The organism is Azospirillum brasilense, from assembly GCF_007827815.1.
Classification (GTDB): domain Bacteria; phylum Pseudomonadota; class Alphaproteobacteria; order Azospirillales; family Azospirillaceae; genus Azospirillum; species Azospirillum brasilense_C.
This window is the reverse complement of sequence record NZ_VITH01000006.1, coordinates 83,591-96,543: the sequence shown is the minus strand read 5'-3', so window position 1 is coordinate 96,543 and position 12,953 is coordinate 83,591. Positions and strand designations below refer to the sequence as shown.

Below are 12,953 nucleotides of genomic sequence, written 5' to 3'. Positions count from 1 at the left end.
CGCACCGGTGCGGCGGCGGAATGTTCGCATTCGTCTTAATCCCATTGCGACAACCGGCGATGCCAAGCACAATCCCCCGGCAAAACAACCGGGGGCTCGGGGTGGCTGCGATGGGAAAGACGCGTGTGCTGGTGCTGGGCGGCGGGCTTGGGGGCGTGTCCGCCGCGCTGACTCTCACGGCGACCGAGGCGTTGCGCGAGAAGTTCGACGTGACGCTGGTCAGCCATGGCTGGCGGCTGGGCGGCAAGGGGGCCAGCGGCCGCAACGCCAAGCAGGGCCAGCGCATCGAGGAGCACGGGCTGCACATCTTTCTGGGCTTCTACGACAACGCCTTCCGGATGGTGCGCGGCGCCTACGCGGAGTGGGACGAGCCCGCCGACTACGCCTTCCAAACCTGGCAGGACGCCTTCCGCCCGCTGTATCAGGTGACGCTGATGCAGGACATTCCGCGCTTCGGAAAGACCCGCTGGCACTCCTGGAACCTCGATTTCCCCGAGCGCTCCGGCACCCCCGGCGACCCGCGGTCGCTCGGCCCGAACGGCTTTGAGGCCTTCCTGATCGGTGCGCTGCAGAACTTGGTCGCCAAGCACGACCATCTGCCCGGCCACCTCACCGCGAAGCTCGGGCTGGACGCCCTTGAGAAGGCGCGCGCCCACATCGAGGAAGCCGGCGACGGCGCCCTCGACCACGGGCTGATCGTCGATCTGCTCAAGCTCGTCCAGAAGGGCTTCCAGGCGGTCCTGGAACCGCTGCTGAAGCTGTCGGACGAGGGCTGGGAGTTCGCCTGCTTCGCCGATTTCGGCCTCGCCTTCGCCATCGGCTGCTTCGCCGACGTGCTGCCCTACGGCAAGGACGGCTTCGACCGCATCAACGGCGAGGACTTCCGTGAGTGGCTGCAAAAGAACGGCATCTCCGACACCTTCGCGTGGTCGGCGCCGGTGCGCCTGCTCTACGACATGTGCTTCTCCTACAAGAACGGCGAAGCGACCGACGGGCCGGAGAACGCGCGCTTCGCCGCCGGCGCCGCGGCGGAGATTCTTCTGCTGATGGGCTTCGCCTACAAGGGCGCGCCGCTGTGGAAGATGAACGCCGGCATGGGCGACACCGTCTTCACGCCCGCCTGGTTCGTGCTGAAGCAGCGCGGGGTGGACATCAAGCTGTTCCACCGCCTGACCAAGCTGGAAACCTCGGAGAACGGCGCCTGGGTGGAGCGGGTGCGCCTGAACCGGCAGGTCGATCTCGTCAACGGCACCTATGACCCGTTCGTCAAGGTCGGCTACGGCGACGACGGGAAATGGCTCTACTGCTGGCCGTCCGAGCCGGACTGGAGCCAGATCGTCGACGGCGACAAGATCCGCGACGCCGGCATCAACCTGGAATCGGTGTTCTGCCACTGCACCGCCGGGGAATCGGTGCTGGAGGTCGGCAAGGATTTCGATCTCGTCGTGCTGGCCATGCCGCCCGCCGCGCTGGCCGACCCGGCGGCCGAGCTGATGGACGCCAATCTGCGCTTCAAGCAGATGGTCGAGGTCACCCCGGCGGTGCCGACCCAGGCGGTCCAGCTCTGGATGACGCCGAGCATCGAGGAAATGGGCTGGAAGGCCGGCCCGACCGCCATGACCAGCTATGTCGAAGAACTCGACAGCTGGGGCGAGATGAGCCACCTCATCCCCGCCGAATCCTGGCCGCCCGGCACCGTCAAGGCCGTGGAGTATTTCTGCGGCACCGCCCGCTGGCCGGCCGGCGCCCCGCCCTACGCCTGCGGCCTGCCGCAGCGGATGGCCGCGGACGTCCGCCGGGATGCCACGCAGTGGCTGAACGCCAACATCGGGGTGCTGTGGCCCAACACCGTCAAGGACGGCGTGTTCGACCAGAGCCAGGTCTATTCCTCCTACTACCGCTACAACCTCGATCCGTCGGAGCTCTACGTGCAGTGCTTCCCGGCGACGGTGGAGACCCGGCTGAAGCCGGGCGACAGCGGCTTCGTCAACGCCTTCCTGGCGGGGGACTGGACGCGGACCTGGTTCAGCGCGGGCAGCGCCGAGATCGCCGTGCTCTCCGGAAAGCAGGCCGCCGAGGCCATCGCCCGCCAGACCATCGACCTCACCCCGTCCGATTGAGAATCCTGATTCAATGCGCGTGATCGCAGCCTTTGCCGCGGCGGCCACTCTGGCCGCCGCGTTTCCGTCCCATGCCACCGACGTCTACACCTTCGAAGGATTCGGGGCCGTGTCCATGGGCATGGGCGGCACCGGGGCGGCGTCCGACATCGGCGGCGCCGCCATGATCCTCAACCCGGCGACCCTGACGCAGCGCTCCTCCTCCTATGTGGAGGGCGGGCTGGTGGTCGCCGCCCCGACCGGGCTGCGCGCCACGCAGACGCGGACGGGCGAGGTGGCGCACGGCAAGGACACCTTCCCCTTCCAGGGCTACTACATCCCCCAGGGCGGGTTCGTCTGGCGGCACGAGACTCTGGCCCTCGGGCTTGGCGCCTACGCCCAGGGCGGTTTCGGCACCGAGTACGGCGAGGGCAGCTTCATGGCCCGCCTGCCGTCCGGCGTCGACACCGGGCTGCGCACCGGCAGCGAGGCGATGTTCATGCGCGTCCCGCTGGCCGCCGCCTGGGACGTGACGCCGAAGGTTACGGTGGCGGGCGCCATCGACTACGTCCGGGCGGGCCTGGGCTTCCGCGTCCTCCAGGGGGCCGACCAGCTCGGCGCGTTGGCCACCACCGGACGGCTGACCGGACAGGGGCCGATGCTGGGTGCGGCCAGCGCCATGGTCGGGATGGGCGGCGGCGTCTATTTCGACATCTTCGATCCGTCGATCGCCCGCGCCGGCGTGGAGGGCGATGGGGTGAGCGGCCGGTTCGGCCTGACCTGGAAACCGCAGGCCGACACCACCGTCGGCGCCTTCTACCAGTTCCGCACGGCGCTCAACAACCTGACCGGCGACGGCTCGGTGATCGTGCTGGCGCCCGACGGCTCACGGCTGACCCAGCCCGCGAAATACACGCTGGGGAATTTCCAGCTCCCCGCCGAGTTCGGCATCGGCGTCAGCCACCGGCTGCGGCCCGACCTGACCGTCGCCTTCGACTACCGGCGCGCCTTCTGGGCGCAGGCGCTGCGCCAATACAACATCCGCGTCGACGTGCCGGGCCTCGGCACGGTGTGGGAGACGCTGCCGCAGCGCTACCGCGACATCAACATCTTCGCGGTCGGCGCCGCCTACCGGGTGACCGACGCGTTGACCCTGCGCGCCGGCTTCCGCTGGGCCGACAAGGCGGCCCCGGCACAGGACATCGTCTCGGTCGTGCCGGTGGTCATCACCAAGCACGCCGGCCTCGGCGTCGGCTACGCCGTCTCCGAGACGGTGCGGCTGGACGCTGCCTTTTCCCACGGCTTCCAGGAATGCGTGAGCAACGGCACGCCGCCCAACGGCTCCGCCGTCAATCCGGGGAAGTTCTGCAACGGCACCGACATCGTGGCGCTGAACGTCAGCGTCGCGTTTTAAAAAAAGCGCCGGCCCTTTCCGGGGCCGGCGCCCTGTGCCTCACTCCGCTTGCCAGACCACCCGGCCGGGGTTGGCGCGGAAGTCCATGTGGATCTGCATGGCGAAATCCACATGGACGGTGGCGCTGCCGTCCGGCCCGGCCGCGAAGCCGAAGTCCGAGATGACCTGATGGCTGGCGTAGTCGGCCACCCGCAGCGTGAAGTCACCCCGCATCGGCCACGCGCCGCGGAAGCGGTCAACGTGCATCGGGCAGTCGATCAGCGCCTGATAGCAGGCCAGCTCGCTGTCCGGGGCGCCGCGGAACTGCTTCAGGTTGATGACCGGCACCGTGCCGGCCAGCAGCGATTCCACCGCCTTGACGGCGACCTCCACCCCCTCGACCAGACCGCCGGGGCGCAGCAGGGCCTTCAGCGCGTCGCCGAGATCGGCGGCAAGATCCTCAAGGCTCTGCCACGCCGAACCGGGGGTCCACGGCCCGCCCTCCACCGTCAGCAGAGGGGCGAACACCCCCTCGCAGTCGGAGGACAGGGTGCGGAACAGCGTCGTCTCGCAGACGAAACGCGGCGCCTCGGCCCCCTCCTCCGGCAGCGTGATGCGGCCCAGCGACTTGGCGAAGCCCCAGCCCTCCCGCCCGCAGACCAGCGGAATGGTCGCGTCCGGGAAGACGTAGGGCATCCACAGCACCAGCCGCGGCCAGTGGCCGGGCCGATGCTCGATCAGCGGCAGCCACAGCGAGGCCTCCCGGTAGGGAATCCAGCCGAACGGCTCGGTCGGGCTGGTGCAGCGCCCCACCGACAGGAAGGTGCACAGCGCCACCGGCCCGGCCACCGTGTAGCGCACCGCCCCGGCGGGCGCCGCGTTCAGCAGCGTGTCGACCAGCGCCTGGGTGTTCACCGGGTTGCTGCGCACGACGAAGGCGGTGGCAAGGCTGTCGGTGAAGACGCCGGGTGCGGCGATCGACACCTCGCCGTGCCCGGCGAAGGAGACGTAGCGGGGGGCGGTCACGACGGCGCCCCGTTCAGGAAGTTCTCACCGGAGATGAACAGCGGCGTTCCGGAGATGGCCCGCGCCGCCTGCATGCCGGACATCACCGTCGCCTCGATGCAGGAGGTGTTGAAGCCGGTGCGGACCCAGCAGCCGGCCAGGAACAGGTTGTAGAACCCGCTCGCGTCGGTGCGCAGCCGGTACTGGGTGGAACCGGCGGCGCTGCCCGGCAGCGTTTCGGTCGGATCGACGTTGGCGCGGATGATCTGGTGCGACAGCCGCTCCCGCCCGGTGCCGTTCCACGGATCGTAGAGGACGTTCCAGTTGAAGCCGACACCGCCATGGCCGGACACCGTCGCCTTCGGCCAGAAGTTGCCCATGTAGGCGTCCAGCCACTCCGCCGCGCTGTTCGTGACGTTGTCCAGCGCCTCCTGCGGCACCGCGAGGTCGGTGGTCGGCCGGGCGACCAGACCGGTCTGCCAGACGCCGCAGATGTAATGCACCGACTTCGGCGCGCCGGTCTCGCCGGGGCGGAACTCGTAGGGCAGCGTCTGCCCCATCTCCGCCCAGATCGACCACGGCTCCGGCCCGGCGACGGCGGCCGGCTGGCCCGGCTCCCAGCCCAGCCCCTGGAGGTCAGGACCGCACCACAGCTGCATGGACAGCGTCGGGATGATGCCGATGTTGCTGGTCATCGCGTTGAAGGCCGGCGAGGCCGCCTGCAACTCCGCCGCCAGGGTCGGCTGGTCGTTCATCGCCTTGAAGCCGCCCATGGAGATACCGAGGACGGCGACGTCGAAGTCGCGGCCGCGCTGCAGCGTCTCGGTCCCGACCGGCTCCCACGCGCACCAGTGCGACTCCAGCGAGGAGTTGTTGGTGGCGAGCGCCGCCTGGACCTTGTCGGCGTCCTTGATCTGGTCCCACAGCGGCTCCAGCGGCCAAGCCAGCAGGAACTTCCTGTCCTCCAGCGGCACGGTGATCAGCGGCTGGTAGTCGTCCCCGCCGTCGGCCAGATCAACCTGCCGGGCGAGACGCACGGTCTCGACCAGCGCGCGGTCGTCGGACAGGCCGATGTCCTCGACGCGGCGGAAGAACTTCACCTTCACGCCGTTCTGCAGCAGGGTCTGGTAGATGGGCGCGATGATGACCTCGCCCATGCCCGCTTCCATGTTCCACATCACCGATTCGCGGCAGGTGGCGAACATGCGCACGCAGGACTGCGCCGCGACGCCGGCGCCCCAGTTGGGCTGACGGTAGTCGCCGTCCTTGTACTGCATGAAGGTGTCGTAGCAGGTGCGCAGCGAGCAGCTCTGCTTCAGCGCCGCGGCGTCGCCGCCATGGCGGATCAGCCAGTCGGTGAATTCCAGCTCGTCCAGCGAATCGGCGGTGCGCTTCTCAATCCCGAAATCGGCGATGATGCCGACGGTGAAGGGAAGCACGAAGGCCAGCAGGTCGCGCGCCACATGGTTGCTGGGCAGGGTGGCCGCCGCGGCCTCGATCAGCCGCAGCAGCGTCATCAGGTCGTGGAAATGCTCGACCGGCGGAGCCGCCGACGGGTTGGACCCAGGCCTATTTTGCGCCCCGTCGGCCAGCGCCCGGATCAGCCGGTGGGCGGCGATGGCGGCGTCTTTCGCGGTGGTCACGGCGGCGCCCTTCACCAGCGCCTCGGCCTGCGCCAGATGGCGGACCTCCCGGTCCTTCCAGCTTCGGATCGCGTCGGCGAAGCGGGTGGCGAGCGAGGCCGGAAGGACCTGCTGGTCGGCCGGCAGGACGGGCATCGGCGCGACGGTGCGGCCGTCGATGTGGACCAGCTTGCCGTCGACGATCAGGCCGCTCAGCTCGTCCCAGTTCTCGAACACGTCGCGCACCACGCCGACCAGCGACGCGATGGCCTGCGGCAGGGTCGGCATGACGTTGGCCGAGCCCGGCTCGCCGCCCAGCACCGGCCAAGTCAGCGGCCAATAGGCCGGCTTGCCGCCGTCCAGCACCATGCCGATGGGGGTGAAGCGCTGCGGCTTCAGCACGTCGCGCCAGGACTGGAAGGTGTTGTCCGGCGAGCGCTTCCAGACGTCGAAGACGTCCTGGAGCATCTTGAAGGCGTTGTTGTAGAAGCCGAACCAGACGTGCAGGCCATGCTCCTGGATGCGGTTCCACTGGTCGCGCCCGGTGGCGCCCTTGCCACCCAGCCGCCAGCCCATCTGATAGATAGTGACGTCGTAGCGCGCCCGCTTCTCGTCCGTGTCGGACAGGAAATGCGCCGTGGTGAGGGCGCCGACGCCACCACCCAGAATTGCAACCCTCGTCTTCGCCATGCTCTCCCCCGACCGATCCGGCATCCCCGCGACGGCGCCGCGGAGTTTTCCCGGCACTCGTCAGAAATTGTGGGGGAGGTTAGCATAAATTGTCGTACCGCGATTGAACTATTACGCCGTTTCGCCGATGCTCCCGTCCTATGACCCGTGCGATCGCAAAGCAAAAATCGTGCAAAGACCCGGCTGCCACGCCCTGCGCTTGCTCCACCCTGGCGCGACCTTCTATAACGGATGTCGCAACCACGCGACATGAGGATGCTGCGTCGTGATCGGGGCCATCCCAACCGCAACCGTGCCGGCGTTATCGGGCTTCCGCGTTGTCGAGACGCTGCATGTGGGGTCGCGCTCCACCGTGCTGCGCGCCGTCCGGCGCGACGACGGCCTGCCCGTCATCTGCAAATTCCTGTCCGGGGCGGACATCGGCGGCGAGGACAAGGCGGCCTTCCTGCGCGAATTCGCCATCACCCGCCGGTTGCGCCACGCCGGGGTCGTGGAGGCGCTGGACTGCGTGCCCCACGGCACTGGGCTGATGATGGTGTTCCGCGACATCGGCGGGACCGCGCTGGACAGCCTTCCGGACGTGCGGACGGAGGACGTCGCGGTCTTCCTGCGAATGGCGCTCCAGGCGGTCGACGCGCTGGCCGCCGTGCACGATGCCGGCGTCGTCCACAAGGACATCAGCCCCGGCAACCTGATCTGGAACCCGGCGACCGGCCAGTTCAACCTGATCGACTTCGGCATCGCGTCGGAGCTGTCGCGCGAAGAAGCGGGCGACCCGGACGTCGGCACCATGGAGGGCACGCTCGCCTACATGGCGCCGGAGCAGACCGGGAGGATGAACCGGTCGGTGGACTATCGTGCCGACTTCTACGCCCTGGGCGCCACCTTTCACGAATTCCTGACCGGCCAGCCGCCCTTCCCGTCCGGCGACCCGCTGGAGCTGGTGCATTGCCACATCGCGCGGACCCCCGTCCCGGCGCACAAGCTCAACCCGCTGGTGCCCGAGCCTCTGGCCGCCATCGTGGCCCGGCTGATGGCGAAGAACCCGGAGGAGCGCTACCAGAGCGCCTTCGGCCTGCGCGCCGACCTTGAACGCTGCTTGAGCGAATGGCGCAGCCACGGCCGCATCGAGCCCTTTGCGCTGGCCAGCCGGGACGTCCGTCCGGTGCTGCGCATCCCGCAGAAGCTCTATGGCCGCACCGCGCAGTTCCGCGTCCTTCTCGACGCCTTCGGGCGCGCCGCCGCGGGCGGGTTCGAAGCCCTGCTGATCTCCGGCTATTCGGGGGTTGGCAAATCGGCGCTGGTCCGGGAACTGCACAAGCCGGTGATCGCCCGCCACGGCTTCTTCATCACCGGCAAGTTCGAGCCGCTGAAGCGCGACATTCCCTACGCCCCGGTGATCGAGGCCTTCAAGACCCTGGTGCGGCAGACCTTCGCCGCCGGTCCGGAGTCGCTGGCGCGCTGGCGGGCCCGCCTCCTCGCCGCGCTCGGCCCCAACGGGCGGGTCATCACCGACGTGATCCCGCACGTCGAGCGGCTGATCGGCCCCCAGCCGCCGGTGCCGGAGCTGGGTCCGGTGGAGGCGCACGAGCGCTTCATCTATGTGTTCCGCAATTTCGTCCGCGCCTTCGCCGGGGCGGGGCACCCGCTGGTGCTGTTCCTCGACGATCTGCAATGGGCCGACCTCGCCACGCTGAAGCTGCTGGAAGGGTTGGCGGGCGACCCGGACCTCGGCCATTTCCTGCTGGTCGGCACCTGCCGCGACACCGAGGTCGACGCGCTCCACCCGCTGCGCCACACCATCCAGACCTTTGGCGAGCGTGGCGTTCCGGTGCGCGACGTGTCGCTCGGCGGGCTCGACGCCGACGCGGTGGTGGCCCTGCTGTCCGACACGCTGCACGCGGCCCCCGACGACGTGCGCCCCCTGGCCGAGCGGCTGATCGCCAACACGCTGGGCAACCCCTTCTTCCTCGGGCAATTCCTGGAGTCGCTGGAGCAGAGCGGGCTGATCGCCTATGACGGCCTCGCCGGGGTGTGGAACTGGAACCTGGAGGCCATCGAGTCCCAGCGGATGGAACGGATGGTCGACGACGTCGTCACCTTCGTGGTCCGCCGCATCCGCGAGCTGCCCGCCGAAACGCTGACCGTCCTCCAGACCGCCGCCTGCATCGGCAGCGCCTTCGATCTCGCCACCCTGGCCGACGCGAGCCGGCGGACCTCCACCGCGACGGCGGCGGCGCTGTGGCCGGCCCTGCGCAGCGGGCTGGTGGTCCCGGTGGGCGACGCCTACCGCTACGCCGACATGGACAGCGTCTCGCCGCGCGCCACCTACCGTTTCGTCCACGACCGCGTGCAGCAGGCGGCCTACAGCATGCTGCCGGACGCCGAGGCCCTGGCCTGCCACCTCGCCATCGGCCTCGTCCTGGAACGGGGCGGCGATCGGGCCACGGATCGGCTGTTCGCGATCACCAACCAGTTGAACCGCGCCGTGTCCCTGCTGTCGCCGGAGCAGCGGGAGCGGCTGGCCCGCTACAACCTGCTGGCCGGACAGGCGGCGCGCGCCTCGGCGGCGCTGGGGCCGGCCTTCGACTATCTCATCACCGGGGTCGGGCTGCTGCCCGCGGACGGCTGGTCGCGGCTGTACGAACTGGCGCTCAGCCTCCACGCCGAAGCGGCGGAGATCGCGGCGGTGAACGGCGACGTCGCCGCGGCGACGCCGCTGGCCGACGCCATCGAGGCCAACGCCCGCACCGTCCTCGACCGTGCCCTGGCCTTCGAGACACAGATCCAGATGCATGTGTCGCGGCAGAACCTGCCGGCGGCGCTGGACGCCTGCCGCACCGCTCTGGGCCAGCTCGGCAGCCCGATCCCCGAGCGGGCGGACACCCGGCATGTGCTCAAGGAACTCGCCACGACCAAACTCGCGCTGCGCGGCAAGGGCGAGGAGGATCTCGTCAACCGCCCGCCCCTCACCGACCCGCGCCTCCTGACGATCGGCCGCATCGTGTCGCGCGTGCTGGCGAGCGCCTATCTGCACGACACCAACCTCTACACGGTGCTGCTGCTGCGCATGGTCCGGCTGTCGGCGACCGAGGGTATCCTGCCGGCCTCCGGCATCACCTACGCCACCTACGGGCTGCTGCACTGCGCGATGCTCGGCGACGTCCCGGCGGGCGCCATGTACGGGCGGGTGGCGCTGCGCGTGCTCGACCGGCTGAACGCCAACCAGGGCCGCGCCCAGACGCTGTTCGTCGTCCATCTGTTCATCGAGGTCTGGCACCAGCCGGTGGCCAAATCACTGGCCGGCCTTCTCAACGCCCACCGGATCGGCCTGGAAACCGGCGACATCGAGTACGCCGCCTATTGCCTGAACAACGCCGTCGCGCAAGGGCTGTTTCTCGGCCATCCGCTGCGGCAGCTCCAGCAGACCGCGGCGGGCCACGCCGCCGCCATCGCGCGCCTGAACCAGCAGACCGCGGCGGGCGTGCTGCGGCCCCACCAGCAGCTCATCGCCAATCTGCTCGGCGAATGCGACGACCCCACCGCCTTCGCCGGACCCCACGTCACGGAAGCAAGCGACGTCCCGGCCCTGGCCGCCAGCGGCAACCGCCTTGCCCTGGACACGATGCACAGCCACCTCGCCTATCTGAACCTTTTGTTCGGTCGGATCGACGAGGCGCGGCGCTGCATGGCGAAGCGCCGTCCCTTCGCCGACGCCTCCATGGGCATGGTGATGAACCTGCGCATGCGGGTGATCGCCGCGTTGATCGACTTCGCCGCCTGGGACCGCCTGCGCCCCGCCGAGCGGCTGCGGGCGCGGGCCGTGGCGCTCGGGCTGGAGCGACGGCTGCGCGGCGCGGTGCGCCACGCCCCGACCAACTTCCGCCACCTGCTGGCGCTCGTGGTGGCCGAACGGCTGCGCGCCACCGGGCGGCTGGACAAGGCGCACCGTCATTACCAGACCGCCGCGGAGAGCGCTCGCGAGCAGGGCTTCACCCACGACGAGGCCTTCGCCTGCGAGCGGGCCGGCGAGGCCGCGCTGGCGCGCGGCGACCGCTTCACGGCGAAGGCGATGCTGTTCCAGGCCCGCCACGCCTACCGGCGCTGGGACGCGCTGGCGAAGGTCCGGGCGCTCGACGCCCGGCTGGCCGAGCTGTTCGGCGAGACGGCGGCGGACCAGGGTCCCGTCGACGACGGCTTCCCGCCGCGACGCCCGGTCACCGCCACGTCGCGGCGGCGCTCCTCCTCCTCCGGGTCCAGCTCCCACATGGTGGATGTCGAGACGGTGATCCGCACCTCGCAGGCGCTGGCGCAGGACATCCGGCTGGGCGACCTGCTGTGGACGCTGATGAAGCTGGTCATCACCAACGCCGGGGCGACGCGGGGCTGCCTGCTGCTGCCGACCGACGGCGCGTGGCGGATCGAGGCCGACGCCACCAGCGAGGGTGAGGCCGCGGAGGTCCTGCAGTCCCGCCCCCTCGACGACGCGGCGCCGATCCTGGTGCGCGGCGTCGTCGACGCGGTCATCCAGACCGGGGAGCCGGTCGTCCTGGCCGACGCCGCCAACGACGGCGATTTCCAGTACGACGCCTACACGCGGATGGCGCAGCCGCGCTCCGTGCTGTGCCTGCCCTTGCGCAACCGCAACCAGATGGTCGGCATCCTCTATCTGGAGAACAACCTCGCCGCCGACATCTTCAGCCCGGAGCGGCTGGAGCTGCTCAACCTCCTGTCGGTGCAGATCGCCATCTCCATCGAGAACGCCCGCCTCTACGACGGGTTGGAGCGGCTGAACCGCACGCTGGAAGCCCAGGTGGCCGAGCGGACCCGCGAGGTGGCCGAGCAGTCGCAGCTGCTGCGCGCGACGCTGGCCAGCATGTACGACGGCTTGGCGGCCTTCGACGCCGAGGAGCGGCTGCGCGTCTGGAACGAACGGGCCATGGCCCTCTTCAGCCTGCCGGACACGCTGCGCCGGGTCGGCCTTCCCTACCGCGAGCTGAGCGCCGCGGTGAACGCCTCCGGCCAGCTTCTGACCGCGCTGATGCCCTCGCCCCTGGTGAGCAGCCCCAGCGAGATCGAGTTCGCCGACGGCCGGGTCATCCAGGTGCGCAGCAATCCCATGCCGGACGGCGGCATGGTCCAGGTCTATGTGGACGTGACGGTGGACCGCAGCCGTGAAAGCGAGCTGCGCGATGCCCACGAGCAGCTCCACACCGCCCATGGTCAGCTCAAGGCCGCCCAGCAGCAGCTCGTCCAGGCGGAGAAGATGGCCTCGCTGGGACAGCTCGTCGCCGGTGTGGCGCACGAGATCAACACGCCCATCGGCATCGTGATGACCAGCGCCTCCTATCTCGGCGAGAAGATCAGCGCGCTCGAAACGCTGTCCGACACCGGCAAGATGCGCCGGGCCGACTTCCAGGACTTCATGCAGGCCGCGCGCGACGCCGCCACGCTGATGATCAGCAACGCCACCCGCGCCGCCGATCTGGTGCAGAGCTTCAAGCAGGTCGCCTCGGACCAGACGCGCAGCGACCGCCGCCGCTTCGACCTGCGCGGCTATCTGGAGGAGGTTCTGGTCAGCCTGCGCCCGACCTGGCACCGCCCCGGCCACGAGGTGCGGCTGGAGTGCCCCAAGGGCATCGAGCTGGACAGCTATCCCGGCGTGATCGCCCAGATCGTGACGAATCTCATCACCAACTCGGTCAACCACGCCTACCGGGAAGGCGAAAAGGGCCGGATCGCCATCACCGCTCAGGCGGTGGAGAACGACGGGGTGCGGCTGGTCTACCAGGACGACGGCTGCGGCATCCCGGCGGAGAACCACGGCAAGGTCTTCGAGCCCTTCTTCACGACGCGGCGGGGCACCGGCTCGACCGGGCTCGGCCTGCACATCGTCTTCAACCTCATCACCAGCCAGCTCGGCGGCACCATCCAACTCGACAGCCAGCCCGGCGAGGGAACGCGATTCACCGTCGAGTTCCCCAGCCGTGCCCCCGGAAAGGCCCCTCAGGCCTGAGCTGGTACCATTGGCGACCTTGCGGGTGACCGGACGGGCCAGCCTTGTGCCTGGGCATTGCTCGCCGATCATCTGGACGTGGCGGTCGTGTTGGCTGGCGGCGCCCCGGCCAGCTCCAGCGAGGAAGC

The 12,953-nt window shown here is 69.7% G+C and carries 5 protein-coding genes; 3 read left to right on the top strand and 2 right to left on the bottom strand.

The genetic code is table 11. The annotated features are described in order from the left end of the window. The first annotated feature begins 110 nt into the window (after positions 1–110). Together FBZ83_RS13615 and FBZ83_RS13610 are read left to right on the top strand one after the other, a co-directional pair. The gene (locus FBZ83_RS13615; RefSeq protein WP_247888294.1) at positions 111–2,120 is read left to right on the top strand and encodes an NAD(P)-binding protein; all 2,010 of its coding nucleotides are present in this window, start codon (positions 111–113) and stop codon (positions 2,118–2,120) included. Positions 2,121–2,133: 13 nt separating this feature from the next. Then, positions 2,134–3,513, top strand: coding sequence for an OmpP1/FadL family transporter (locus FBZ83_RS13610; RefSeq protein ID WP_145683682.1), 1,380 nt, complete (start codon positions 2,134–2,136; stop codon positions 3,511–3,513). 39 nt (positions 3,514–3,552) lie between these two features. On the opposite strand, the gene FBZ83_RS13605 is transcribed toward FBZ83_RS13610, so the two are convergent. After that, the gene (locus FBZ83_RS13605) at positions 3,553–4,518 is read right to left on the bottom strand and encodes an acetoacetate decarboxylase family protein (protein WP_145683680.1); all 966 of its coding nucleotides are present in this window, start codon (positions 4,516–4,518) and stop codon (positions 3,553–3,555) included. After that, positions 4,515–6,809 (bottom strand): NAD(P)-binding protein, encoded by a 2,295-nt coding sequence (locus FBZ83_RS13600; protein ID WP_145683678.1) that lies wholly within the window; start codon positions 6,807–6,809, stop codon positions 4,515–4,517. The genes FBZ83_RS13605 and FBZ83_RS13600 overlap by 4 nt, the downstream gene beginning before the upstream one ends. Positions 6,810–7,074: 265 nt before the next feature. Between FBZ83_RS13600 and FBZ83_RS13595 the strand changes: the two genes are divergently transcribed. Next, complete coding sequence (locus tag FBZ83_RS13595; protein WP_145683675.1) at positions 7,075–12,825, top strand: trifunctional serine/threonine-protein kinase/ATP-binding protein/sensor histidine kinase; 5,751 nt, start codon at positions 7,075–7,077, stop codon at positions 12,823–12,825. The last annotated feature ends 128 nt before the right edge of the window (positions 12,826–12,953 follow it).